Annotated in this window: 20 protein-coding genes and 1 pseudogene; 12 read left to right on the forward strand and 9 right to left on the reverse strand. The window is 55.4% G+C overall.

What is annotated here, in order from left to right:
• Positions 1-232: 232 nt before the first annotated feature.
• The gene (gene recJ, locus XM38_RS00080; RefSeq protein WP_202978801.1) at positions 233-2,566 is read left to right on the forward strand and encodes a single-stranded-DNA-specific exonuclease RecJ; all 2,334 of its coding nucleotides are present in this window, start codon (positions 233-235) and stop codon (positions 2,564-2,566) included.
• Here recJ and XM38_RS00085 read toward each other — a convergent pair.
• On the reverse strand, positions 2,559-3,203 hold the full coding sequence (locus XM38_RS00085; RefSeq protein ID WP_080805763.1) for a YdcF family protein: 645 nt from the start codon (positions 3,201-3,203) through the stop codon (positions 2,559-2,561). The genes recJ and XM38_RS00085 overlap by 8 nt on opposite strands.
• A gap of 345 nt (positions 3,204-3,548) precedes the next feature.
• Here XM38_RS00085 and XM38_RS00090 point away from each other — a divergent pair, with 345 nt between their 5' ends.
• On the forward strand, positions 3,549-4,832 hold the full coding sequence (locus tag XM38_RS00090; protein WP_225889124.1) for a S41 family peptidase: 1,284 nt from the start codon (positions 3,549-3,551) through the stop codon (positions 4,830-4,832).
• A gap of 3 nt (positions 4,833-4,835) precedes the next feature.
• Here XM38_RS00090 and XM38_RS00095 read toward each other — a convergent pair whose 3' ends face one another.
• Both XM38_RS00095 and XM38_RS00100 read right to left on the reverse strand, forming a co-directional pair.
• Complete coding sequence (locus XM38_RS00095) at positions 4,836-6,371, reverse strand: family 10 glycosylhydrolase (RefSeq protein WP_225889125.1); 1,536 nt, start codon at positions 6,369-6,371, stop codon at positions 4,836-4,838.
• 41 nt (positions 6,372-6,412) lie between these two features.
• Positions 6,413-6,745: a hypothetical protein gene (locus XM38_RS00100; protein ID WP_080805650.1), complete on the reverse strand. Its 333-nt coding sequence runs from the start codon at positions 6,743-6,745 to the stop codon at positions 6,413-6,415.
• Between the two features lie 640 nt (positions 6,746-7,385).
• Here XM38_RS00100 and psbO point away from each other — a divergent pair.
• The 4 genes and pseudogenes from psbO to XM38_RS28495 all read left to right on the forward strand — a co-directional run.
• Positions 7,386-8,219, forward strand: a complete 834-nt coding sequence (gene psbO, locus XM38_RS00105; RefSeq protein ID WP_080805653.1) for a photosystem II manganese-stabilizing polypeptide — start codon at positions 7,386-7,388, stop codon at positions 8,217-8,219.
• 195 nt (positions 8,220-8,414) lie between these two features.
• A complete protein-coding gene (mfd, locus tag XM38_RS00110) occupies positions 8,415-11,894 on the forward strand; it encodes a transcription-repair coupling factor (protein ID WP_088428761.1) in 3,480 nt (1,159 codons plus the stop codon).
• A 55-nt stretch (positions 11,895-11,949) separates the two neighbouring features.
• Complete coding sequence (locus tag XM38_RS00115; protein ID WP_080805655.1) at positions 11,950-12,294, forward strand: rhodanese-like domain-containing protein; 345 nt, start codon at positions 11,950-11,952, stop codon at positions 12,292-12,294.
• A 179-nt stretch (positions 12,295-12,473) separates the two neighbouring features.
• Positions 12,474-12,590: pseudogene (locus XM38_RS28495) on the forward strand (RidA family protein); the annotation flags it as partial.
• Here the strand turns inward: XM38_RS28495 and ftsH are convergent.
• A complete protein-coding gene (gene ftsH / locus XM38_RS00125; RefSeq protein ID WP_088428763.1) occupies positions 12,575-14,476 on the reverse strand; it encodes an ATP-dependent zinc metalloprotease FtsH in 1,902 nt (633 codons plus the stop codon). The pseudogene XM38_RS28495 and the gene ftsH overlap by 16 nt on opposite strands.
• A 12-nt stretch (positions 14,477-14,488) precedes the next feature.
• A complete protein-coding gene (locus XM38_RS00130; protein ID WP_080805657.1) occupies positions 14,489-14,776 on the reverse strand; it encodes a DUF1232 domain-containing protein in 288 nt (95 codons plus the stop codon).
• A gap of 219 nt (positions 14,777-14,995) precedes the next feature.
• Here XM38_RS00130 and lnt point away from each other — a divergent pair, with 219 nt between their 5' ends.
• On the forward strand, positions 14,996-16,480 hold the full coding sequence (gene lnt, locus XM38_RS00135; RefSeq protein WP_187329541.1) for an apolipoprotein N-acyltransferase: 1,485 nt from the start codon (positions 14,996-14,998) through the stop codon (positions 16,478-16,480).
• A gap of 427 nt (positions 16,481-16,907) precedes the next feature.
• Positions 16,908-17,198, forward strand: coding sequence for a hypothetical protein (locus XM38_RS00140; protein ID WP_137454971.1), 291 nt, complete (start codon positions 16,908-16,910; stop codon positions 17,196-17,198).
• Between the two features lie 68 nt (positions 17,199-17,266).
• Here the strand turns inward: XM38_RS00140 and XM38_RS00145 are convergent, their stop codons facing one another.
• On the reverse strand, positions 17,267-17,635 hold the full coding sequence (locus tag XM38_RS00145; RefSeq protein ID WP_080805660.1) for a single-stranded DNA-binding protein: 369 nt from the start codon (positions 17,633-17,635) through the stop codon (positions 17,267-17,269).
• Between the two features lie 595 nt (positions 17,636-18,230).
• On the opposite strand from XM38_RS00145, the gene XM38_RS00150 reads away from it, so the two are divergent.
• The 3 genes from XM38_RS00150 to mreD are packed head-to-tail and all read left to right on the forward strand — an operon-like array spanning position 18,231 to position 20,659.
• Positions 18,231-19,271 (forward strand): rod shape-determining protein, encoded by a 1,041-nt coding sequence (locus XM38_RS00150; protein ID WP_256995493.1) that lies wholly within the window; start codon positions 18,231-18,233, stop codon positions 19,269-19,271.
• Between the two features lie 12 nt (positions 19,272-19,283).
• The gene (mreC, locus tag XM38_RS00155) at positions 19,284-20,087 is read left to right on the forward strand and encodes a rod shape-determining protein MreC (RefSeq protein ID WP_256995494.1); all 804 of its coding nucleotides are present in this window, start codon (positions 19,284-19,286) and stop codon (positions 20,085-20,087) included.
• The gene (mreD, locus tag XM38_RS00160; protein ID WP_088428765.1) at positions 20,084-20,659 is read left to right on the forward strand and encodes a rod shape-determining protein MreD; all 576 of its coding nucleotides are present in this window, start codon (positions 20,084-20,086) and stop codon (positions 20,657-20,659) included. The genes mreC and mreD overlap by 4 nt, the downstream gene beginning before the upstream one ends.
• Before the next feature lie 50 nt (positions 20,660-20,709).
• Here the strand turns inward: mreD and XM38_RS00165 are convergent, their stop codons facing one another.
• The 3 genes from XM38_RS00165 to XM38_RS00175 form a co-directional block, all read right to left on the reverse strand.
• Positions 20,710-21,546 carry an HAD family hydrolase gene (locus tag XM38_RS00165; RefSeq protein ID WP_080805668.1) on the reverse strand — a complete coding sequence of 279 codons (837 nt, stop codon included), beginning with the start codon at positions 21,544-21,546 and terminating at the stop codon, positions 20,710-20,712.
• A gap of 305 nt (positions 21,547-21,851) precedes the next feature.
• Complete coding sequence (dtd, locus tag XM38_RS00170; protein ID WP_080805670.1) at positions 21,852-22,307, reverse strand: D-aminoacyl-tRNA deacylase; 456 nt, start codon at positions 22,305-22,307, stop codon at positions 21,852-21,854.
• 6 nt (positions 22,308-22,313) lie between these two features.
• Positions 22,314-23,450 (reverse strand): CobW family GTP-binding protein, encoded by a 1,137-nt coding sequence (locus XM38_RS00175; protein ID WP_202978802.1) that lies wholly within the window; start codon positions 23,448-23,450, stop codon positions 22,314-22,316.
• A gap of 134 nt (positions 23,451-23,584) precedes the next feature.
• Between XM38_RS00175 and cysS the strand changes: the two genes are divergently transcribed.
• Positions 23,585-25,066: a cysteine--tRNA ligase gene (cysS, locus tag XM38_RS00180; RefSeq protein WP_080805674.1), complete on the forward strand. Its 1,482-nt coding sequence runs from the start codon at positions 23,585-23,587 to the stop codon at positions 25,064-25,066.
• Position 25,067 lies beyond the last annotated feature (1 nt).

Raw genomic sequence — 25,067 nt, forward strand, 5'->3', positions numbered from 1 at the left:
ATTCTAGAGGATATTGGCCCAGGGATTCTAGCCGTAGGTCGGGCCGTTAGATTATGCCGTAGCCTCGATTTTTGGGGGCCTCAAGCCCCGATGGTGGGATCTCTAAAACGATGATCAGACACTATGATCAGAGCTACTGACCCGGCGCTGATACTGTCGGTCAGTCACGGCAAGCTCGTAACATCGCTAAGATTGCTAGGATTAAGGCCCATCTGGTCTCTATCGTCGACCCATGGCGGAATGTCATCAGGCTTGGTCCATTGTTGCGACGGATGCGATGCCATCATCCTGGGTGGATCAGGTTACCCAGGTCATTGATTGGCCGGCGGCAACGCCGCCTCGTCACGCCGCCCAGCTATTGTGGCAGCGAGGATTCCGGGATCTAGGGCAGTTGCGAGGATTTCTCGATCCGCATCAGTATGCTCCCACCGCGGCGGCGGCCTTTGGCGATGACATGCAATGGGCCGTCCAACGGCTGCTACAGGCGTGCGATCGCACCGAGAAAGTCGCCATCTGGGGCGACTTCGACGCCGACGGGGTCACAGCCACGGCAGTGCTGTGGGATGGCTTGGGGCAACTCTTTACCCCCCATGACCAACTCCGATATTTCATTCCCAATCGGTTAACCGACTCCCACGGGCTCAATCGTCATGGGTTAGAGACCCTAGCCGCTTGGGGCTGTAGCCTTGTGGTCACCTGCGACACCGGCAGTACCAGTCTGGCAGAACTAACCTACGCTGGCGAATTAGGCTTAGATGTCATTGTCACCGACCACCATACCCTACCGCCCCGACGGCCGCCGGTGGTGGCGATCATCAACCCGCGCAGTCTGCCATGGCAGCATCCGTTAGCGACCTTGTCGGGGGTGGCCGTAGCCTACAAATTAGTAGAGGCCCTGTATCAAGCCCTGCCTGAGCCACCGACTTATCCTGTCGAAAGCCTATTGGACTTGGTGGCCATTGGCCTGATTGCTGATCTGGTGGAGTTGCGGGGAGATAGCCGCTATCTGGCTCAAGTGGGGATTGAGCACCTGCAACGCCATGTCCAGCCTGGCCATGACTCCCGGCGCCCCGGCATTGCCGCCCTACTGCGCTTCTGCAAGCGGATGGGGGATCGGCCCACAGACATTTCCTTTGGCATCGGTCCTCGCATTAACGCCGTCAGCCGCATCCATGGCGATGCCAGCTTTTGTGTGGAACTGCTCACCAGTCCCGATCCAGACCAGTGCCAACGTCTAGCTGCCGAGGCCGAGTTGGCTAACAGCCGCCGCAAAGCCCTGCAGAGAGACGTGATGGCCCAGGTAGAGCAGCAGCTGGCTGCGGTAGATTTAGCCACCAGCCATGCCATCGTCTTGGCCAATGAGCAATGGCCCGCTGGGGTGTTGGGCCTGGTGGCTGGGCAGGTAGCCCAGCGCTATGGTCGCCCCACCCTACTGCTACGACTGGATCCCGAGCCCCCCGAGGGCAGTGACACCATACGGCTGGCCCGGGGCTCGGCCCGCTCGGTGCAGGGGCTCGATCTCTATCAACTGATGCAAGACCATAGCCATTTGCTGCATCACTTTGGCGGCCACCCCCAGGCCGCTGGCCTGAGTCTGCCGGCAGAGAATGTGCCGCTGTTGGCAGCAGCGCTGAATCGGCAGCTACGGGAGCAGTTGGGACCCCTCAGCCTGGCCCCACCACTGCCGGTGGATTTGGTGGTGACAGTGGCCGAGTTAGGCAAGTCCCTATTTCGGCAGCTGAAGTTACTGGAACCCTATGGCATGGGGAACCCAGTCCCCCGACTATTGGTGCGCCAGGCCTGGTTCACCAATGGCTGCCACCGCAATATTCGCGATTTGCAGGGGGGGAAGCTGCGCTATATCAAAACCGAGTTTATGCTGTGGGATGACACCGCCCAGCAGGGATTTCCGGGGGAGTGGTGGGGCCATTACCAAGACGAGCTCCCCCCAGGGCGCTGTGATGCTTTGGTGGAGTTGGATTTTGATGCCTATAAGCGCGCCGCTATCAGGTGCGATTGGTGGCGGTTAGGCCGGTTGAGAGACCTCGACGACAGTGCCGCCGTCGTCGGGGCGATGCTGATGGACCAGCGCCAGTCCCAGGAGATGGTCTCTGCCCTCTCATCGACAACGTTGGTGGTAGATCAATGTCCCAGACCTGGCGGAGTGGCAACACTGGTGGCGGAGGCTACCGCTGAGCAGCGGCCCCTAGCTTTGGCCTATGGGCCGCCGTCGTCTGCCGCTCCCCTGGATACCTGGACGATGTTGGTGGGTATGGCTAAATACCTCAGCCGGGTAGGCAAACCGGTGCGGCGATCGCATCTACTAGAGCGCCTGCAGATTTGCGATCGCAGCCTAGATATTGGCCTCGATTGCCTGACTACCATGGGCTTTACGATCCAGCCGGAAGGACCTGAGCTCATAATCCAGCAGCGAAGCCAGCCACTGACCCCAGGTCGTATCCGCCCATTCCTAGCGGCTTTGCAGGAAGAAGCCTTTCGGCGTCACTACTTCTATCAAGTCCCCCCCGAAATCTTACAGACCATGGCCCAACAGAGCCTCAATTGATCCCGGCCTGATGTTCACACTTAAACCCTCGAGCCTGCCACGCAACCAGATCCACAGAGGCCAGTGGAACCACCTGACGGCAACGGCGATGATATCCCTGGCTCAAGATGGCCCATAGACCGCTGCGCGTAACATCCAACCCCGTCTTGAGCCAACTCTCCTGATTACCAGGGATGCCCTGCTCCTCTACCAGCTCCAAGGTCGTCCAGATGCCATGGCTGCCAAAGAGAATCCGCGCCATAGCGTAGGCACGAGGAGCATGCCCCGGAGAGGTAATCAACTGCACATGACGCATCCCCCACTCCTCTAAGATGGGCAGACTATAGGCTAGATTTTCGAAGGTGGACTCAGCACATTTCTCCAGCCAAACTTGGTCTAGGTCAGCCCCTGCACGCTCAAATAGGATACGAATACAAGGATCTAGCGAGCCGCGAGAAATCAATAAAGGCCGCGGTAAGGCATGCTCTGCGGCATAGATTTCCCGGCGAATACTTCCTCCCAGCACCAGAGTGGCCTCTGCAGGAGTCTGAGCTGCCATGACCAGGCGATAGCCTGTCACCATCACCCAGGTGACCAATAGAGCCACCACAGCTAGCCCCAGTCGGCGTCGCCAGCGTCGCTGGATTCTCTGGCTCATGCTTCCTCCATACAATTGAGGCCTGGTCAAAAATCTTAGAACTAGATTGAGATCACCCAACTTGGCAGGTTCGTCAGCTAGACTAAAGCTCAGAGAGCGGGGGCACCTCTGGGTCAAGGACATTGGCAGTTTAGCCATTTGTTGCCAATTCCCCGCAACTAATCTCCATCGCTTAGCCCCCCGCTCTTAGACAACTTCAGTTGTATCTGTAGCGACTGCTCCGCACCGTCATAGATTCCAGCCTAGATGACTTTTCCTACTGATCTCCGGCACCTATCCTCCACTCCAGTCTTCAGCAACGCTATTACCCGCATGGGGCAACCTCTGATTATAGCCATAGTAGCCTTGGGCCTCCCCGTCCAGCTTGGAGGCGAACCGGCCCAAGCTGAGATGGACGATAGCTTCGAAGACAGCTATAAGGTAACCCTGGATGAAGCCTGGCAGATTGTTCACCGGGAATACGTTGACAACAGCTTTAACCACGTCGATTGGCAAGCTACCCGTCAGCGCCTATTGGGGCGCGAATACACCTCACGGCAGCAAGCCTATGCTGCCCTCAGGGGCGCCCTACGCCAACTCGATGATCCCTACACTCGCTTTCTCGAGCCCGAGGAATATGCGGCCTTGACCGAACAGACCGCAGGTGAGGTGTCTGGCATTGGCTTGCGGTTGCGCCGAGATAGCAGCACCCAGACAGTTTTAGTCACAGAGGTCGTCCCTGACTCTCCGGCTGATGAGGCTGGCCTGCAGGTAGGAGACCATATTGTCATGGTGGATGGCCAATCGACTGAGCGCCTGACGGCAGAAGGGGTGTCTCAGCTGTTGCGGGGAGCCGACAGTAGTCAAGTCACCCTCAGCATCTCTCGCAACGGTGGCCAACCTCGCACCCTGATTCTCCACAGAACCCGCTTAGAAGTCTCTAGTGTCGAATATCGAGTCACTCAGCAAGGCAATCGTCGGCTTGGCTATGTGCGGCTGCTAGAATTCAATGCCCACTCCACCGAACAGATGGCCGCAGCAATCGAGGCGTTGATGGATCAACAGGTCGAGGGCTTTATTCTGGATCTACGAGACAATCCAGGGGGATTGCTGCAGGCTAGCATTGAAATTAGCCGACTGTGGTTGCAGCGAGGGGCCATTGTGCGCACTCAAGACCGTGATGGACAGCAGGAGTCGATTTTAGCTAATCGCACTGCGTTGACTGATCTACCCTTGACAGTCTTAGTAGACGGCCGCTCCGCCAGTTCCAGTGAAATCTTGACAGGGGCCCTGCGCGACAATGATCGAGCCACGGTGGTGGGAAGCCCCACCTTCGGTAAGGCCCTAGTGCAATCCCTCCATGGACTCTCCGATGGCTCAGGTCTGACAGTGACGGTGGCGCATTACTACACTCCCAATGGCACCGATATTAGCCGTAAGGGTATTGCACCGGATGTGGTGGTTACTCTGTCAGAGCAAGAGCGCCGCACCCTGTTCAACAATCCCCAACGATTGGGAACCGAGGCCGATCCCCAGTATATGAGGGCGGCTAATTTGCTAGACCAGATCATTGCAGCCCAGGAGCAATCGCCTCAGCAAGCCACAAGCACAGAACCTTCCTCCAGTCGCCTGGGTCAGGTTGCTAATTAACAATTACCGCAACTCACAGAACTTCCGCACCCGATCAAATTCGGGATCCTGCCAGGAGTAGGCGAAATGGCTGAGGCTATCGATCTGGGGTAAGGCCCGCTGAATAGCGTCCATCTGAGTCTCCAGGGCCGGACGATTGTTGCCAGGTCGTCCCCACACTCCAGCAAGGGCGGGTTCTACAAAGCGCTCACTGCCTGACCCAGCCGTATTGATGACCCGACGAATGTCATCCAAAATGCAACCGGTATGGCCACAGACGCTGTAGGCCATAGGATGCCAAGACATAGTTCTGGGAAATCGATCCCAATATTGCAGACGAGAATCATAGCCGCCACTGCCCACGGTACGATTGCCATCTGGGAAAAATACGACTCCAGCTTCAATCCCCTGTTGTTGGACTGGCTGAGATATTTGCCCCAAGAAGTCGATCACTCCCTGCACCGCATGGGCGACACTGAAGCGCCACAGCTCATTTTGAAGTTGCAGCCGTCGAGTCGCTAGGGTTTGCGCCTCGACATCGTCGGGAGGCATCCGGCTTTGCCACAGGGGCGGGCCTTCCTCTGGAAAGAGTTGATCGACCTCGCTCAGATCCGCTTCTAGCAGATAGCCGCGGCTGAGGAAGCGACGCATGAGTTCACGCCCCTTACGGTTTAGAGCCCGCTGAAAGAACGACCGCCGAGAGGCATCGCCGTAAATCCAGAGATCCTGGACTTTTGAGGCCACTGAATTAGCACCAGTGCCTCGAGGATAGCGCACATAGTCAAACAGGACACCATCGGGACGCCGCTGTAGCACTGCCTGTATGAAGCGCTGGTAGTCTTGCTGGGCTAGGGGATGATAAGGGTCGACGAATACCTCGTCGGGATTGCTGGTCAACCCTAGATTGGCAGCCGTCAGGCTATCTTGGCCGCGGCCATTTCGAGCCAATACGGATTGCCGGTCAGAGCGTTGGGTGTACGAGAAGCCAAAATTGAGGGTGAATACCCAGGCATATACTTGCAGTCCCCGGTCTCGCCCCTTGGTAATGGCCTCTGCCAGGAGATCTCGTCGTTCATAGCCGGGAGTTTGGACGACAGTGGGCCAGACGGTGGGATTATCTGCCTGGGGGAGCAGGACTTGGCCATTGTAAAACACCTCGACGTAGACCTGGTTATAGCCCAAGTTAACGATGCGATCGAGGACAGCCTCTAGAATGCCGGGCTGTAAATCACAGGGATAGAGACGGAGCCAAACGCTTTGCTGGCGTGGCCAGGTACGGCTGCGACACTGACGCAGGGTATCTGCGTGCTGTTGCCAGGTCATCTCATACTGCTGTTTAGCCTCGGCGTCTCCAGTGAAGGCAGCTCGGCGTAAGGTTTCCTTCTCGACAGCAGTGGACTGGGAGACTTGGCAGTAGCGATTCAGCTGCTGCGCCACCACAGTCGTGGGGTGAAACAGCCCAGTTACCAGCAATAGGGCGGTTTGTCCCAGGATAAAGGGAGGAAGGCACCAGTGGCGGAATCGATTCAAAGACCAGAGGAACTGCGGTTTGACGTTCACCAACCGTATGCTCAAAGGGGCTGCGCCTCAGCTTAGCATCGCTATTCTGAAATAGGGGACTCCTCTTCACAGCTATCGGTTTCCAGAAAGGCCTCCAGTAGCGATCGCAACTTCATGCGCTGGATGTAGGGCCAGCCTCCATGGACTTCAATATCCCGTAGGAAGGCATACAGACGTTGGCGATTAGTGGGTAAAGCCTCTCGAAATAGAGTATCCCGAATATCCCGGTGAAGCCCCTCTAATAGCCGTAGAAGTTGCAGCAGGGCGAGACTATCTCCTCGGTGAGCCGCTGCAGTTTTTTCGACTTGCTCAACAATTTGTTGCAAATCAGCAGGTAGGGCGTGATCGAGGTTGAACTGGAGACGATCGCTCATGGCTTGGGATTAGCTCCCTCAGTACTTCTCAACTTTACTGGCATAGCCCCAGTTGGAGCCCCGTCAATGCTTAGCATCATCAGGGCTTTACAGTTGGCATTAGCCCTTGATCTTGCTAGTGCAAGTTCTATTGTGGCCCGATAGATTAGGCATTGTCCGCCAACGACGGGCCGGGAATTGAAACGCTGAGATGGGAGAGCCAGGCTGGAGCAACCGGAATAGACAGCCCGAATAGTCACAACGCCATGTAGAATGCTTACTTGAGGCTCTGTCAAGTCTTCATCCATTTTGGTAAGAGGAGGGTTGTTGAAGTCAACTTCAACCATGCTTTAGAGACTGTCTCGAGGATCTGCCCTCGACAGTTGTCCCTGGCGGAAGCTAGGTCGATAGTCCATTAACTGCATTTGGGTAAGTTCAGGTCAAGGGTGTTTACGAAGGTACTCAGCCATAGCCTAGTCTCAGCATAAACTCAGATTATGCCAGCCTTAGCGGCTGCTGGATTTATGTTAGGTCATGGCATGGTGTCTTCTCCATTCTCACTCGAAGCCAGGCTTACCCCTTCACCGCATGTCAGAGCCATATTTCCATTGATTGAATACCTACGCTGACAGAGATTTTTTATATCGATTTGAGGTTGACCATGAGGTATCGTGCCCTATTAGTTGCGTTCTTGGCTCTCTGCCTGAGTGTCTTGACGGCTTGCAGCGAAGGCCCGGTCGCAACGAGTGATGCTCCCCTGACCTACGATCAGATCAAGGACACGGGGCTGGCGAATAAATGTCCCCAGATTTCGTCCACCCGTCGTGGTGATATCCCCCTTGAGCAGGATCGGTCCTACAAAATTGTAGACATGTGCCTGGAACCCACTAGCTATTTCATCAAGGAGGAGCCCACCAGTAAGCGTAAGGAAGCGGAGTTTATTCCTGGTAAGATCCTGACTCGCAAGACGTCGAGTCTAGACCAGGTATTTGGCGATCTGGTGAAAGAAGATGATGATAGTCTCACCTTCTATGAGAAGGGCGGCTTCGATTTCCAGGCAACGACTGTACAACTACCTGGTGGTGAGCAAGAGCCCTTCCTGTTTACAGTGAAGGGACTGGTGGCGCACTCTCAGCCAGGATTGGCAGCCGTCACGACTTCTACCGACTTAGAGGGTGATTATCGGGTACCGTCCTACCGCACCTCTAATTTCCTCGATCCCAGAGGTCGTGGTCTGGCCACTGGCTATGACGCAGCAGTAGGACTTCCGGCCCGCAGTGACAGTGAAGAACTGCGTCGAGAAAACACCAAAGCCTTCGACGTAGGGCAAGGTCATATCTCCCTACAGATTTCTCAGATAGATGGCTACACCGGTGAAATCGCCGGCACCTTCGAGGCACTACAGCCCTCTGACACTGATCTGGGAGCCGATGAGCCGGTTGATGTAAAGATTCAAGGATTCTTCTATGGCCGGGTGGAGTCATCGGAAGCCTAGTATCTGCGGGAGAGTATTCTCTGAATCGACTTGATTTCGGTTTAGATTATGGCAACGGGGGAGCATTGCTCCCCCATTTTTGTCTTTTGCCAGAGTTCCTAGCTCCCGTTCCTCTCATTACAATTAGTTAAAGACTCCACATCATCCCCAAGTCGCTGTCGTTGGGGCTGTTTCGGCTGCGCTGTTGGCAAATCTATGGCTTTCTCTTCCATTACTCGCGCCTTGGGGCGTTCCCCGTTAACTGCTGATCTCCTCGATAAGCTGCAACGGCAGTCCTGGCTCAGATTGACTGGAGCAGCTCGACTGCCGCGGGGATTAGTGGTATCGGCTCTAGCCCAGAGCCGCTCCAGCCCTTTACTAGTGATGACGGCCACCCTGGAAGAGGCGGGGCGCTGGTCTGCCCAGTTAGAAGCCATGGGATGGACGACAGTGCATTTCTATCCCACCTCTGAGGCCTCTCCCTATGAGCCCTTCGATCAAGAGTCGGAGATGACTTGGGGGCAGTTGCAGGTGTTAGCCGATTTACTGCGACGGCCGACGACAGTAACAGATCCCATTGCCCTGGTGGCTACGGAGCGAGCGCTACAGCCCCATCTCCCGCCGGTGGAGGTCCTGCGCACCTACTGCTTGACCTTGGCAGCAGGGCAGGAGCTGAATCTAAAGCAGTTGAGTCAACACCTAGCTCGATTGGGCTATGACAAGGTGTCTACGGTAGAGATGGAAGGACAATGGGCTCGCCGGGGAGACATTGTTGATGTATTTCCGGTGGCTTCGGAGTTACCGGTGCGCCTGGAACTGTTTGGCGATGACCTGGAAAGACTGCGAGAGTTTGATCCAGCCAGCCAACGATCTCTGGATGCAGTGTCTCAGGTGGTACTGACACCGACAGACTATGCTCCCATTATCCTGGATGGGTTAGAGCAGCAGGGGAAGGTAACTGCTGTGCTCTCATCGGCCGAGCAAGATGCCCTGGCCCAAGGACAACGACCTGAGGGATTGCGACGATGGCTGGGGTTGGCCTTTCCTAGGGTGGCGTCGCTGCTGGATTATGTGCCTGAGAATACGGTCATTGCCCTGGATGAGCCAGATCAGTGTCGCGCTCACGGAGAGCAGTGGCTGGAACATGTGGAGGAACACTGGCAAGATCTAGACCAGGCGGCTAGACCCCTGTCTCCGCCAAGACTCCACCGTTGCTTCGATAATGTCTTGGCGGATCTAGAGATTTTCCCGCATCTCTACCTGTCAGAGATCGCTGAAGAGGGCCATGGCTTTAACCTGGCGAGTCGACCGGTACCGGCCATTCCCCATCAATTTGGCAAGTTGGCGGAGACGATTCGGCAACAACGCGATCGCACCTTTGCCATCTGGCTCCTATCGGCTCAACCCTCGCGCTCTGTTTCCCTACTGCAGGAGCACGATTGTCCGGCTCAGTTTATTCCCAATCCCCGCGACTATGGGGCCATCGACAAACTCCAGGGCCAACATACCCCTGTCGCCGTGAAGTATTCTGGCTTGGCCGAGGTAGAAGGCTTCATCCTGCCTACCTTTCGGATGGTGGTAGTCACCGACCGAGAATTCTTTGGTCAACACACCCTGGCCACCCCAGGCTATGTGCGCAAGCGACGGCGGGCCGCCTCGAAGCAGGTGGATCCCAACAAGATGAAGCCGGGGGACTATGTGGTCCACCGCAGCCATGGCATCGGTCGCTTTCTACGGCTAGAGAGTTTGACTGTCAGCCAGGAAACCCGCGAATACCTGGTGATTCAATACGCCGACGGCTTGCTACGAGTGGCCGCTGATCAAGTCGGCGCCCTCTCTCGCTACCGGGCCACGAGTGAAGGCGCCCCCACCCTGAACAAGATGTCGGGCAAAGCCTGGGAGAAGACCAAGGGTAAGGCCCGCAAGGCAATTAAGAAGGTGGCGGTCGACCTACTGAAGCTCTATGCCCAACGAGCCAAACTGGAAGGGGTGGCTTATCCGGCAGATATGCCTTGGCAGGAGGAATTGGAAGATTCCTTTCCCTACCAGCCGACTCCGGATCAGCTCAAGGCGGTGCAGGATGTGAAGCGGGACATGGAGAGCCCTCGTCCCATGGATCGACTGGTATGTGGGGATGTGGGCTTCGGCAAGACCGAGGTGGCCCTGCGAGCCATCTTCAAGGCGGTGACGGCCCATCGGCAAGTGGCTCTGCTGGCGCCCACGACGATTCTGACCCAACAGCATTACCACACCCTGAAGGAACGGTTTGCCCCCTATCCGATCCAGGTGAGACTGCTGAACCGCTTTCGCACCGCCGAAGAAAAGAAAGCCATCTTAGCGCGTCTAGCCACGGGGGAACTCGATGTGGTGGTGGGTACCCACCAGTTGTTGGGGAAAGGAGTCAAGTTCAAGGACTTGGGCTTGTTGGTGGTAGATGAGGAACAGCGTTTCGGCGTCAACCAAAAGGAAAAGATCAAGACCCTTAAAGCTCAGGTGGATGTGCTTACTCTTAGCGCCACCCCGATCCCCCGCACCCTCTATATGGCTCTGTCTGGGGTGCGGGAGATGAGCCTGATTACTACCCCACCGCCGTCTCGGCGTCCGATTAAGACCCATCTTGCTCCCTATGACCCGGAGGCGGTGCGGGCCGCCATTCGCCAGGAGCTAGACCGGGGCGGACAAGTCTTCTATGTTGTCCCCCGGGTAGAGGGCATCGAGGAGATTCTGGAGCGGTTGCGGCAGTGGGTGCCAGGGGCGCGGCTGACCCTAGCCCATGGGCAGATGCCGGAGGGGGAATTGGAATCCACCATGCTCAGCTTTAGCAATGGGGAGGCCGATATCCTGGTGTGTACCACTATCATCGAGTCGGGGCTGGATATTCCTCGGGTGAATACGATCCTAGTGGAAGATGCCCACCGCTTCGGCCTGTCCCAGCTGTACCAGCTGCGGGGGCGAGTAGGGCGAGCCGGGATTCAGGCCCATGCTTGGTTGTTCTATCCCCGGCAACAGGCCCTGACGGAGAAGGCACGACGGCGGCTACGGGCAATTCAGGAATTTACCCAGTTGGGATCGGGCTATCAATTGGCCCTGCGAGACATGGAAATTCGGGGGGTCGGCAATTTATTGGGGGCAGAGCAGTCGGGTCAGATGGATGCCATTGGCTTTGATCTGTATACCGATATGCTGGAGGAGGCCTTTGCTGAGATTCGGGGTCAGGAAATTCCTCAGGTGGAGGATACTCAGGTGGATCTGCCGGTGACGGCCTTTATCCCCAGTAACTATATTCCGGAGCTGGAGCAGAAGATGAGTGCCTATCGCTCCTTGGCGGCAGCTAGCAGTCAGGTGGAGTTGACCCAACTGGTGGCAGACTTGAGTGATCGCTATGGGCCAATTCCCCACGCCACAGAACAGTTAATTCGGGTGCTAGCGTTGAAGCAGATTGCTAAGAGTTTGGGCTTTGCCCGGATTAAGCCGGAAGGCAAACAACATGTGGTGATGGAAACGCCGATGGAGGAACCGGCTTGGAAGCGACTGCAGGAAGGCTTGCCTAGCCATCTAAGGCCCCGCTTTGTCTATGCCCCGGGCAAGGTGATCGTGCGGGGACTAGGGGTGCTGAAACCGGATAAGCAGCTGGAGAATCTCACTACCTGGCTGACGGGGATGCAGGGAGCATTACCGACCTCAACCCCAGGCTAGCCATCTAGCCTTTGCCGCTGACGGTATGATGGCTCTGTTGTTCTAGTGACCAGTGATGACGTTACCGTTTGACTCCATTGATGTGGACGCTCTGGCCCGGCGTTTACCGTCTGAGGCTGAAACCTTGCAGTTGATCGATGTGCGGGAACCTGATGAAGTTGCGATCGCATCTCTGCCGGGCTTCCAGGTACTGCCCCTGAGCCAATACCAGGACTGGGCCGCCCAGATCCACCAACGCTTTGAGACCGAGCGAGAAACCATTGTCATGTGTCACCACGGCACGCGCTCTGCTCGCATGTGCCAGTGGCTCGTGCAGCAGGGCTTTACCAACGTGAAAAATCTTAGTGGCGGCATCGATGCCTACGCCTGTCAGGTCGATCCATCGATACCTCGCTATTGAGTCCCTCCTGAAGACAACCAAAGATCACTCCCTAGTTTGGGCGTAACAGCCATTCCCAGCACCTGCAGTTGACCATGCAGGCATCGCCGTACTGTCCACTACATCACTTTCCCACTGGCTCGATCCCCTTGGTTTAGTTTTCCGAGAAACGCACCCGTGCTGGAATTCATCACCCTCACATCTATGCCAGCTATTTCACCGCCGGGTATTTGCCCAGCCGCACCACCGTCGGCGTGACCGCCCTAGCTGGCTATGGCGACGTTGAGATCGATCTGATTGCCTACTGCGGCACCTGAGCCATCGCTGGCCCAGCAACTGTCACCGCGGTCGTATCAGGAGGCTGCACCCGTTGTAAAAACTGCTTCAAAGCCTCACCCTCAATCACCTCATCGGCCAGCAGCGTTTCAGCCACCGTCTCCAGCAAAGCATGATTGGCCTGCAAGATCGCCAAGGCCTGCTGATGTCCCTGCTCCACCAGCCCCTTGACTTCGGCATCAATCGCCTTGGCCGTCTCATTACTCACCGCACGACGAACATTAGCCAACCCATCCTCCAGAAACTGACCCCGTTGGCTGCGATCATAGGCCAGAGGTCCCAGCACCTTACTCATGCCAAAGCTGGTCACCATCTGTTCCGCTAGATCTGTAGCCCGTTTGAGATCATTAGCAGCCCCCGTCGTTACCCTGCCGAATACCAATTCCTCAGCTGAGCGACCTCCCAACAAGGTGGCAATTTGCCCTCTCAGCTCCATCTCATCCCGCAGAAAGCGCTCCTCCGTCGGCAACTGTAACGTGTAGCCTAGAGCCGCCATGCCCCGCGGCACGATCGAAATCTTTTCTACCCGGTCAGTGCCCGGCATCACCGCCCCTACCAACGCGTGACCCACCTCGTGATAGGCTACGATCCGCTTTTCTCGATCGCTCAGCGCCCGGCTCTTCTTCTCCAACCCCGCGATTACCCGTTCAATGGCCTCGTCAAAGTCAGACTGGGTCACTGCTGTGTGCCCATGGCGGGCTGCCAACAGGGCCGCCTCATTCACTAAATTGGCCAAATCGGCTCCAGCAAACCCAGGGGTGCGCATGGCAACGGTTCTCAGCTCGACATCCTCCGCCAGTCTCACCCCCTGAGCATGAATGTGTAGAATCGCTTCTCGCCCTCTCAAATCAGGCCGATCTACCAACACCTGACGGTCAAAGCGCCCTGGTCGCAGCAACGCTGGATCTAGGCTCTCGGGCCGGTTCGTAGCTGCCAGCACGATAACTGTCGTCTCACTGGCATTAAATCCATCCATTTCCGTCAAGAGCTGGTTCAGCGTCTGCTCCCGCTCATCGTTCCCCCCATAGAAACCGCCAGTGCTACGCGACTTACCGATGGCATCCAACTCGTCGATGAAAATAATACAGGGAGACTGCTTCTTAGCCTGCTCAAATAGATCTCGAACCCGCGACGAACCAACCCCCACAAACATCTCCACAAATTCTGAGCCAGAAATACTGAAGAAAGGGACCCCAGCCTCTCCAGCCACAGCCTTAGCCAATAGAGTCTTTCCCGTCCCTGGGGGCCCCACCAACAATACTCCCTTGGGAATGCGTGCCCCCAACTGAGTAAATCGCCCTGGCGTCTTGAGAAAGTCGACAATTTCCACCAACTCCGCCTTGGCCTCGTCGACTCCAGCCACATCATCAAATGTTATCTTGGCCGTTTCCCCTTCCACGTACACTCGGGCCCGGCTTTTGCCGATAGACAATGCCCCCTGAGTACCACCTCCTCTGGCCAAGAATAGGCGCCAGACCGCCACGAAGATCAATGGGGGAATAATCCAGCCCAGCAAGTTGGTAAACCATTGATTCTTAGGAGGAGGCACCGCCGCAAATTCAACCCCATTCTCTTCGAGTAAATTAGGCAATTGCAGATCAAAAATCGGGGTAGTGGCGTAGACCTCGCCGGGGTTGCCCTGGTCATCGCGCACCTGATAGCGAATCTCATCTTGACCCACCGATGCCCGCAGCACCTCATGGTCCTGCACCCGGTGGATAAACATGCTATAGGGTTCCCGAGGAATCTGAGTGCTGAAATTACTCGGCAAGAACAATGACAGGACTAACAAACCACTCAACACGATAAATACGATATTGAGGATTTGGCGCGTCCGCGGTGGTTGGGGATCCTTCTTAACAGCCATAGCCCTACTCCACTAATTCTCACGGGCAGTCACATCAATCACTGGTCCGTCTGACTTCTCCTGAGGCCTGGTCTGGGTGGAGCGCCCAAGCCAGTCCATAGCCATCTGGGAGAGTTCACTGACCAATAGAGTTATGAGCAAACCATCATCAATCCAGCCCACAATAGGGATGATATCTGGGGCAATATCAATCGGGCTCAGCAGGTACAGCACAGTGCCTACAATTAAGAGCCAGCGAAATCTACTGTTTCGCAGCACCTGGCGATACCAGGTATAAAAGGACTGGATGGGGGATCGCATAATACAGCTGGATTGACGACTACTTCCCTATAGTGCCAAGGGATGTGGCCGGGGTGAGGGGTGAGATCCCTCCTTACCGAAGGGCGGATCTCCGCCGATGATGTTGCTTTCGGGATTGATCTGGCCATGACCACAGTGCTCTCCCTAGGTAAACTCCTGACATCCTATGGGCTCACTCCTGGCCGGGGCTGGTTGTTGGCAGCCCTAGGGGGCGTTCTTATGGCCATGGCTCCCGCTCCCTTGGGGCTATGGCCCCTAGCCTGGCTGGCATTAGTTCCTCTGTGGCGACTGCTCGCCCAACCGCAGACAACCTATGGCCGCGCCCTGCGGTACGGGAGCATTTGGGGGATGGCCTACAATGGTATTGCCCTGGCCTGGATTACTCATCTTCATCCCCTGACCTGGATGGGAGTTCCTTGGTTAGGCAGTCTAGGCATTGCGCTATTTGCCTGGGGAGCAATTGTTCTCTGGGGAGCAATTCTGGTCATGGTCTGGTCCCTGGCCATGGTTTGGTGTCATCGCTACTACCCTACTGTCACCCGACTGCTACTGGGCGTAGGGCTATGGTGTCTTCTAGAGAGCCTCTGGTCAGCGAGTCCCCTCACTTGGACATCGCTATCGTTTACTCAGAGCCCTGGTAATCTCTGGATCTTGCACCTAGGGCGGTTGTCCGGTCAGTTTACCGTCACCGCTGTCATCGTGGCAGTTAACGGTTGCTTGGCAGAGATCTGGCACCAGCAGCGGAACCGTCGCCATGTCCTGGGCCTAGCTGTCCTAGCACTGCTTATCGGCAGCCATGCCATCGGCTGGGGACTCTATCGTCAACCCCTGGCTGATACCGCTCACAATGCCATCGAAGTTGGCATTATTCAAGGCAACGTGCCAACTCGAATTAAGCTCACCCCAGCTGGGGTTCGCCTGGCACTGAGACGCTATGCCGAGGGGTATCGCACTCTTGCGACTGCTGGGGTAGATGCAGTGCTCACCCCAGAAGGGGCACTTCCCTTTGCTTGGGGAACTGACTTTTCCCAGCGCACCGATCTCTATCAAGCTGTACGGCAGCTCAAGGTGCCGCTCTGGCTAGGAGCCTTTGGTCCGGTGGCCGACGAGCATCTGGCCCAGAGCCTGCTAACCATCACCGGAGATGGTCAGGTCACGGGTCGCTACGACAAGGTGAAGTTGGTACCTCTGGGTGAATACATTCCCCTGGAATCCATACTCAGCCAGCTGATTAATCGACTGTCGCCTCTCGAGAGTTATCTGGTACCAGGTTCCCCAGATCAACGCTTCCAGACTCCCTTTGGCCCTGCCATCGTCGGTATTTGTTACGAATCAGTCTACGGCCACCAATTTCGGCGCCAGGCGGTTCAAGGGGGACGATTTATTCTCACTGCCTCCAACAATGATCCCTATCCCTCTGGGATGATGGCTCAGCACCATGCTCAGGATCTGATGCGAGCCATAGAGACGGATCGCTGGGCTGCCCGCGCCACCAATACAGGCTTATCTGGGGTGGTGGATCCCCATGGTCATACCCTCTGGCTTTCCCAGCCGAATACTTATACGGTTCACCGGCATACCATCTACCAACGCCAGACCCGTACTCTCTATGTGCGCTGGGGTAATTGGTTAACACTAGGGTTAATAGGACTAGCAGGAATTAGCTTGATTTGGCCGCAGCGGAATTCCTCAGCTACTTCTTAGAGACTCCCGAACCTAGCTGAGAGGATATTTGGAAAGTACCCTGCAACCTTGCTCCAGACTGGATTCTGGCCAACAGAGTCGTACGCTCTAAAACGCTTGCCCTGCAGGGCTTTCAGCCGAGTTTTCAAATATCCTCTGAGGTTGTCCAAGGGCTAATCAACGATAACCGTGGTGACGGCTAGGTGTTTTCTGATCAGAATCGGTATAGTAGATAAACGTAGATGGCCGCATCAAGATAGTTGAGTGCAGTGTTGGCCAGATAGCTGAAGACAGTCATTTGGCGCTAAAGCTAGAGAGCTATCTGGCGCACAACTGCCCCCAATTTCATGGCATTTGCTAGAGACCTGTAGATGATCGTCAGTCGCTAATCGTCTCTCTAAGTTTAAATCAGGGTGCTCAGCCTGCGGGTTAGCAACTAATAACATTGATGACGAGCACCATGTATGCCTTTGCCAGCGAGCACACCCTCCATTATCAGATTACAAACGACACCAGCGGATATCGACTGAGTCTATGGGAAATGGCAGCCCATCCCGAGGGACGCCCAAAACCCTATCTCTATCGGATTAATTACAGTCTGGCCTCCTGGGAAGAGGCTCAAGCCTTATTAAGGCAACATCTTGCCCTGAATGGTATGGACTGCGTCAGCGACCTAACCCTGCCTCGTCAGGGCAAGGTACGGATCTTGCCTCATCCAACCTGGAGCCTAGAGGCCTAACAATAACTGGGTGACGCCACTAAAGTTAGCTGGATTGCTCTCTGCCGATAGACCTAGGTGAGCTGTGTTTAGAATTCGTCGTCGCTATAGTTGTAGCTATTAGCAGCAGTCTCGTTGTCCCGCCGAGAGCCTAACAGGTCTAGCCGATCCACGCGAACCACAGGTCGCGAGCGTGGTACACCAGTCGTTCGATCTTGCCAGTGGTCAAACTTTAAGGAACCATTGACGCCAATTAAGCTGCCCTTACGGATATAATTAGCGGCGATTTCGGCGTCACGACCCCAGAGTTCCAAGTTAAACCAATCAGGTTGATCACTGTTACGGGAGCGGCGGCGTACCGCTAAGGTCAAATTGCAGACGACATTGCCCGACTCGAAATATTTCACATCGGGATCTCTGCCAGCGCGACCGACCAGGGTAACGACATTAATACTCATAGGCTTATCTAGGGGTAATCCAAGGGGAATGACCGGGTTGCCAGGACCAGTCTCAAGCGTTAGTAGCTGTCTACCAGATAACTGTCTACCAGATAACTGTCTAAGGGCGGCTATTGGCCGATGCTGACCCCCCTGAAGCTGTCTGGCTAGCGTTATCCTAGTGTGACATCTTGCCAGGGGAACTGTACTGGCCGTGAATGAAATCAATCCTAATATAGCCACCGCCACCATGCTTTGTGCGGTGGCGAGCCAGTCAGCCCCCTAGACTGGGCTATTGGACGATCAACCATGTCCTAAGCTGACTGGCCAGCGCTATATCTACTATCCATCAAGGTCAGGCTTGGATCTGGGGTTCGCCTTGGTAAAACCTCTAGTCTGGACTGAGGCTCGGCGAATTCCTGGGAACTCATCGGCTAGGGAATCTCTCTAAATGTTTGAGTGTTTGAGAGCATCTTGAGAGCAGTGCTACAGACAATTGAACCATGTTTTTCTCTAAATAAAGGCTAGAGGTTGACTAGACGGCCTGATACGAAACGTAATAGAATCCACATCGACAGATTTTCCCTTCCCTTCGCATTCGGGGGCATATAGGCTAGTGGCTCTGTTTGACCGATTTTCTTTCTCTCGCGACATGGGTATTGACCTGGGAACAGCCAATACTCTGGTGTATGTATCTGGCAAGGGGGTCGTCTTGCAGGAACCCTCTGTCGTAGCCATGGACCAGGCCTCTAAAAAGCCGTTGGCGGTTGGCGAAGAAGCTAAGCAAATGTTGGGCCGAACCCCCGGCAATGTTGTGGCGCTACGGCCCTTACGAGACGGGGTAATCGCCGATTTCGATACCGCTGAGCTCATGCTCAAGCACTTTATCCGTCAGGTTCATGAAGGCCGGACCCTGGTATCTCCCCGCATTGTGATTGGTATTCCCAGTGGTGTCACCGGGGTAGAGCGGCGAGCCGTGATGGATGCGGCTCAACAAGCTGGCGCTCGCACTGTCTACTTGATTGATGAACCGGTTGCCGCTGCCATTGGGGCTGGTTTGCCAGTGGCTGAACCCACAGGCAATATGATTATCGACATTGGTGGAGGTACCACTGAAGTCGCAGTACTGAGCTTGCAGGGCACCGTGTTGAGCGAGTCGGTCCGGGTGGCTGGGGACGAACTCAGTGAAGCGATTTCTCAGTATATGAAGAAGGTCCACAATCTCGTGATTGGTGAGCGTACGGCCGAAGAAATTAAGATTCGTATCGGTTCTGCCTACCCTGCTCCCGATGATAGTGACCTGTCGATGGATGTGCGGGGTCTGCATCAGTTGTCTGGTTTGCCCCGTACTGTAACGGTCAAGAGCGGTGAGATTCGTGAGAGCATGGCCGAACCTTTATCGGTCATTATTGAGGCAGTAAAGCGCACCCTAGAGCGAACTCCTCCTGAATTAGCGGCGGATATCATCGATCGAGGCATTATGTTGGCTGGAGGAGGGGCTCTGTTGATGGGCCTCGATACCTTGATCAGCCATGAGACGGGAATTGTGGTCCACGTTGCTCCTGATCCTCTGAGTTGTGTAGTGTTGGGAACAGGGCGTGTGTTAGAGAACTTCAGCCAGCTAGAGCGAGTCTTTAGCGGCCGCTCTGGCTTGTAGTGATCCTAAACAATGGCTATGTTTGCGCTGCGTCGGTGGTGGAATCGACATGCCCTTCAGGCAGGACTTATTGTGCTTGCTGTAGGCACTGCTTGGGCTGTGCGGCAGCAGGAGGGAGGCATGCTTTACGACGCCTATCGCTGGATCACTCAGCCTCTGCAGCCTGGTCTTCCAAGTGAGCAAGTTTTGCAAGATCGCTATGTGCTGGAGTTACAGCAACGCATCATAGAATTGGAGAATCAAAATCGCTCCCTGCGAAATCTGCTGGACTATAACGGGTCGCTTCAGTCTCGGGGGATTCCTGCCGCTGTTATTGGTCGTAGCGCTGATTATTGGTGGCAGCAAGTCACCTTAAATCGAGGGCAGCGCGATGGTATTAATGTTGGCTATATCGTCACCGGACCGGGAGGATTGGTGGGACGGGTCAGCCAAGTATCAGCCCATACGAGTCAAGTCTTGTTGATTAGTGATCCCACCAGTCGCGTCGGGGCTACCGTGAGCCGCAGCCGGGTCATGGGCTATATCCGTGGCAAATCTGGCGAGCGAGTGGTGATGGAATTTTTTGATAAGTCTTTAGATGTGAAGGTGGGGGATGTAGTGTCCACCTCTGCCTACAGCCATCGCTTTCCGGCTGATGTCCCCATCGGTCGAATTGAGTCGCTGGATCTCAATAAGAGCCCTGCCCCTGAAGCTGTGATTAAGCTCTCGGCACCTCTCAACCAGCTGGAATGGGTGACGGTTCATCGATTTTCCCCCGCCGAGGACGAGTTTGATCCGATGGCTGATCCCCTCTCAGAAGAGTCGGCTCAGCCATGACCTCTACACTCCCACAATCCCCCACGGCTGTTTGGAAGTCGCGACTGTTGAATTGGTCCCTGACCGTAGCCTCCGTGTGTGGTTGTTTGTTTCTACTACCGGTGCGCGTACCGGGTATGGAGTTACTGGGAGTAACCCCGAATTGGCTCTTGATTTGGGTGGTTGCTTGGAGTGTGAAGCGATCGGCCTTTCAGGGGGCTGTGGCTGGATTGGTGTTGGGATTATTGCAGGATGCGATGACGGCTGATTTTCCTACCCACACCCTAGGGTTAGTGATAGTGGGTGTCTTGACCGGGCAGTTACAGAAGCAACGGTTTATTCAAGAGGATATCGTCTCGGTAGCGCTGATTGTGTTTGGGATGGCTGTGATCGCGGAGACAGCCATGGCAGTTCAAATCAGTCTCCATAGGCTGTTTCAGCCTGATTCTCTGTTTCCTGCCCTCTCGGAGATTTGGTTGTATCATCAGCGGATATCGCTGAGTTCGGCCATTTTAAGTAGTGTATGGGCTCCTGCGCTTTACTATCCCCTGAATCGCTGGTGGCAAGCTCATGGATTGCCTGATGCTGGCTAATTGGTAACCACAAGAGTTTACCAGCAGGAACTGCATGAGGGATCGTTGGCTTAGCTGAGTGATTGGGGTAAGGAGTAGCGGAGAGACTTGTTCGTGGGGACAGCTTGTTGGTGGCAGCGGCTGACCCATCGAGCGGCTGACCAGAGATCTTGGTGCAGATGGTCGGGTTGAAATTTCTGTAGATAGAGCCTATTGCGAACACCGCACGTAAGCCCGATGGTGGTCAGCTGGGCAGCTTGGCCCGCTAGGATATCCGCTTCGGTATCACCAACCATCCAAGCAGTGTTCAGAGATTGACCTTGACGACCCTGATCTGCGATCGCATCTCGGAGGCGCCGAATCTTGTGGTCCGCATGGTTAGCATAGGCAGCTTGGGAATCCACGGCACCGTAGATCTCTCGAATAGCCCAATCGAGCTGATGCCGACGCAAGAACTCTGCCACCTGAGTAGACTGGCGCAGGGTGACGATCACCACCTGAATGCCATGGGAGCGTAACAATCGCAGCGCCTGTCTGGCACTGGGTTGCAGCCTATCATGAGCCAATAGAGCCGGCTCATTCACAATCTCTCGTACCCGGGCCAAAAACCACACCACCGCCTCTCCCTGCAAGCCTGAACAGGCGGCAATCTTAGGATCGGGCACCCGATTCGTCTTCAACCGCCAGAACTGCTCTCGATTCAGCCGATGCACCGGCAGTAGCCCATCTGTAGTAGCAAAGTGAACCTGGGTATCCGACAGTCCCTGGCAGTAGGTGGCGTAATAGCGATCTGCCACATCCACTAAGGGGCCATCGAAGTCACAGAACAGGATGGCACTAGCAGGCGTGAATGGCCGCATCAGGGCCTGCAACGATTGACGTAGAGATGGGGGGACGCCACTGGGCATAGGAGCTGTGACAACCTCGCAAACTTACTAAATGTTTCTTTACTTTAGCAATCCTATTTGTCATCTAGGGGAGTGATTGGAAGTTAATATATAAACCAAAGATATACTTATAGAATGTAAACAAAGCCTGATTTATATGATGCTAGCCTGTCCGCCGAGGCCGGGGAGGCTACTGGCTCATCACCGCACAAAGCTTCGTGGCGGTGGCAGTAGATGCGTCTATGTCTTGGCCCGTTTAGATTAGCGAAGACTTAAGCGATGCGCCCGGGACTTGAGGCTTTGGTCGTCTAAGCGATTCCCGGCCACTAGCCAGGATCATGTTCCCGCTCTAGTAGCAGTGTCACGGGTCCATCATTCTGGATAGAGAGCTGCATCATGGCCCCAAATACTCCCGTTTCTACCCGCAGCCCGCTCTGACGCAATTGCTCGACAAACTGTTGATACAGAATCTTGGCCTGGGGCGGCGGAGCAGCTCGATCGAAGGAGGGGCGCCGACCCTTGCGGCAGTCGCCATAGAGGGTGAATTGACTCACTACCAGAAGCTCACCCTCGATGTCCTGCACAGATTGATCCCAGCGCTCCTGGTCCGGGCGAGGAAACACCCGCAAGCCCAAACACTTGCGCACCATCCAAGCGAGTTCGGTGCTGGTATCCGTGGCGGTGATCCCGACTAACAGGGCTAAGCCTCGACCAATCGCCCCCACTACCTCACCACCTACGGAGACCTGAGCCGCCACGACTCGCTGAATCACCACCCGCATCGGCCACTATTTACCGAAGCCTTGACCGCGGTTGGATGATGGTAAGCAAACACAGTGTTCCAGTTGCTGGCGCAGGGTTTCCGTATCTAAGTTCTGGCCAATCAGCACGATTTGATTCTTAGGCGCCCCTGTCCACTCATCGTCATCTAGAGAAAATCGCTTGCCACTGAGATGAAAGATGTGCCGTTTGGGGCTTTCATCAAACCAGAGAATGCCTTTAGCCCGAAAGACGGTCTCGGGTAATTGGTTGTCTAGAAAATACTGAAACTTGCGAATGGCAAAGGGTTTGTCACTGGCAAAGGACAAGGAGGCAAAGCCATCGATGGCGAGATGATCTGAGCCGTGATGATGGTGTTCGTGGTCATGATCGTGGTCGCAGTGACTATGGTCATGGTGATCGTGACCATGCTCATGCTCGTGCTCATGCTCGTGCCCATGGTGGTGGTGCTCATGATCATGGGCCTGCTCGGCTGCAAAGTACTTATCGGACTCAAACAGGCCCACACTAAGAATTAACGGTAAGGGCACTTGAGAGCGGGTGGTGCGCAGAATCCGCGTCCCTTCCTTAACCTCACGCAGTTTCACCTCTAGGAGATCCAGGTCGGCTTCGTCGACAAGATCGACCTTATTGAGCAAGATGATGTCGCCGTAGGCAATCTGGTTGTAGGCAGCTTGGCTATTGAACAGATCCAGGCTGTAATTTTCAGCATCCACTACAGTGACGATGGAATCTAGCCGGGTCAGATCCCGCAGTTCCGTACCCAGGAAGGTAAGGGCAATGGGGAGGGGATCGGCCAAGCCAGTGGTCTCAACCACGAGGTAGTCAATCTGATCTTGCCGTTCTAACACCTTATAGACGGCGTCCATTAAATCGTTATTGATGGTGCAGCAGATGCAACCATTGCTCAGCTCCACCATGGTGTCGTCAGTATCGTCGGTGCTGATCAGCAAGTCGTTGTCAATGCCGATCTCTCCAAATTCGTTTACCAGGACGGCGGTCTTCACTCCCTCTTGATTGCTGAGGATGTGGTTCAGTAGGGTGGTTTTGCCGCTGCCCAGGAAACCAGTGATAATCGTCACCGGTAGCCCACGCTTGATATCGTCCATGGAACTGGGGGAAGCAGGGGTGGCAACTGATGTCATAGGGAATTCGAGGGAATGTCATTAATGTCGGGGCAGGGTGCCGACCTCAAGACGAGCCCTAGCACCGTAGAATACTTTCTATACTAAACCGTGTCTAAGGCTAGCCTGGCAGTTTCCCTACTCCTGATCAACTAATGTCTTTACGTTTGTACAACAGTCTCAGCCGTCAAAAGGAAGTCTTTCAGCCGTTGCAAGCCGGGCGCGTGACCATGTATTGCTGTGGCGTGACGGTGTATGACTACTGCCATTTGGGCCATGCCCGCTCCTACATCGTCTGGGATACGGTGCGGCGCTACTTGATGTGGCGGGGATATCGGGTGCATTATGTGCAGAATTTCACTGATATCGACGATAAAATTCTGAACCGGGCCAAAACAGAGCATTCATCCATGCAAACGGTAGCGGAGCGATTTACCCGCGCCTATTTCGAAGACATGGCCCGGCTCAATATTTTAGAGGCCGATGACTATACCTACGCTACCCAAACCCTGGATGGCATCCAGCGGCTCATTCGGGAACTGGAGCAGAAGGGCTATGCCTATGCTGCTGATGGCGATGTGTACTACTCGGTACGGAAGTTTCCGAACTATGGCAAGTTGTCGGGTCGTAAGTTAGAGGATATGCAGGTGGGGGCCAGCGGCCGGGTAGCAGCGACTGAGGGGGGACCACAGAAGCAAGATCCCTTCGATTTTGCCCTGTGGAAGCAAGCCAAGGAGGGAGAACCCTTTTGGCACTCTCCTTGGGGGCCGGGGCGGCCGGGTTGGCATATTGAGTGCTCGGCCATGGTGCGCGATCGCATGGGAGACACCATCGATATTCACGTGGGCGGCTCGGATTTGATCTTTCCCCACCACGAAAATGAGATCGCCCAGTCGGAGGCGGCTACCGGCAAGCCGTTGGCTCGCTATTGGCTGCACAATGGCATGGTGAATGTCGGCGGCGAGAAGATGTCGAAGTCCTTGGGCAACTTCACCACGATTCGCCAGCTGCTGGATGCTCCCAATAGCCCTGATCCCATGGCGCTGCGGTTGTTTGTGCTGCAAGCTCAGTATCGCAAGCCCCTGGATTTTACCGCCGATGCGATCGCATCGGCCAGTAACAGCTGGGCCACTCTAAAACAGGGCCTATTGTTTGGCCATCACCACGGTGAGCGCCTGGGCTGGTCCGATTGGCCCGACCCTGACTTTGGCAACCCCGCTGCCATGCACATCGATCCAGACAGTCCTGCAGTACAGCAATTTCAGGCGGGCATGGACGATGACATCAATACCCCCGCCGCCATCGCCATTCTCTTTGAACTAGCCAAGGATCTACGGCGAGCCGGCAACGTCATCACCCATACGGGACAGCCCGACGAAGACACCGGTCAGCTACGGCAACGCTGGCAGACCCTGGTGGTACTAGCCCAAGTGCTGGGACTAGAAGCCCAGCCTGATGCGAGTGAGGCCACCGCCCAGGAGCTATCGGATCAGGCCATCGCTGCCCTGCTGCAGCAACGACAGGCAGCCCGCCAAAACAAAGACTTTGCCACCGCCGATCGCATCCGCGACCAACTACAAGCCCAAGGCATCACCCTAATCGATAAGCCGGGTGGCGTCACCGACTGGCACCGATGAC

The sequence above is a fragment of the Halomicronema hongdechloris C2206 genome, assembly GCF_002075285.3.
Taxonomy (GTDB): Bacteria; Cyanobacteriota; Cyanobacteriia; order Phormidesmidales; family Phormidesmidaceae; genus Halomicronema_B; species Halomicronema_B hongdechloris.

What these genes read in the sequence shown, in the direction of transcription:
- recJ (WP_202978801.1), top strand. Translation starts at nt 233, where the DNA reads ATGGCGGAATGTCATCAGGCTTGGTCCATTGTTGCGACGGATGCGATG.
- XM38_RS00085 (WP_080805763.1), bottom strand. Translation starts at nt 3,203, where the DNA reads ATGAGCCAGAGAATCCAGCGACGCTGGCGACGCCGACTGGGGCTAGCT.
- XM38_RS00100 (WP_080805650.1), bottom strand. Translation starts at nt 6,745, where the DNA reads ATGAGCGATCGTCTCCAGTTCAACCTCGATCACGCCCTACCTGCTGAT.
- psbO (WP_080805653.1), top strand. Translation starts at nt 7,386, where the DNA reads ATGAGGTATCGTGCCCTATTAGTTGCGTTCTTGGCTCTCTGCCTGAGT.
- mfd (WP_088428761.1), top strand. Translation starts at nt 8,415, where the DNA reads ATGGCTTTCTCTTCCATTACTCGCGCCTTGGGGCGTTCCCCGTTAACT.
- XM38_RS00115 (WP_080805655.1), top strand. Translation starts at nt 11,950, where the DNA reads ATGACGTTACCGTTTGACTCCATTGATGTGGACGCTCTGGCCCGGCGT.
- ftsH (WP_088428763.1), bottom strand. Translation starts at nt 14,476, where the DNA reads ATGGCTGTTAAGAAGGATCCCCAACCACCGCGGACGCGCCAAATCCTC.
- XM38_RS00130 (WP_080805657.1), bottom strand. Translation starts at nt 14,776, where the DNA reads ATGCGATCCCCCATCCAGTCCTTTTATACCTGGTATCGCCAGGTGCTG.
- lnt (WP_187329541.1), top strand. Translation starts at nt 14,996, where the DNA reads ATGGCCATGGCTCCCGCTCCCTTGGGGCTATGGCCCCTAGCCTGGCTG.
- XM38_RS00140 (WP_137454971.1), top strand. Translation starts at nt 16,908, where the DNA reads ATGACGAGCACCATGTATGCCTTTGCCAGCGAGCACACCCTCCATTAT.
- XM38_RS00145 (WP_080805660.1), bottom strand. Translation starts at nt 17,635, where the DNA reads ATGAGTATTAATGTCGTTACCCTGGTCGGTCGCGCTGGCAGAGATCCC.
- mreC (WP_256995494.1), top strand. Translation starts at nt 19,284, where the DNA reads ATGGCTATGTTTGCGCTGCGTCGGTGGTGGAATCGACATGCCCTTCAG.
- mreD (WP_088428765.1), top strand. Translation starts at nt 20,084, where the DNA reads ATGACCTCTACACTCCCACAATCCCCCACGGCTGTTTGGAAGTCGCGA.
- XM38_RS00165 (WP_080805668.1), bottom strand. Translation starts at nt 21,546, where the DNA reads ATGCCCAGTGGCGTCCCCCCATCTCTACGTCAATCGTTGCAGGCCCTG.
- dtd (WP_080805670.1), bottom strand. Translation starts at nt 22,307, where the DNA reads ATGCGGGTGGTGATTCAGCGAGTCGTGGCGGCTCAGGTCTCCGTAGGT.
- XM38_RS00175 (WP_202978802.1), bottom strand. Translation starts at nt 23,450, where the DNA reads ATGACATCAGTTGCCACCCCTGCTTCCCCCAGTTCCATGGACGATATC.
- cysS (WP_080805674.1), top strand. Translation starts at nt 23,585, where the DNA reads ATGTCTTTACGTTTGTACAACAGTCTCAGCCGTCAAAAGGAAGTCTTT.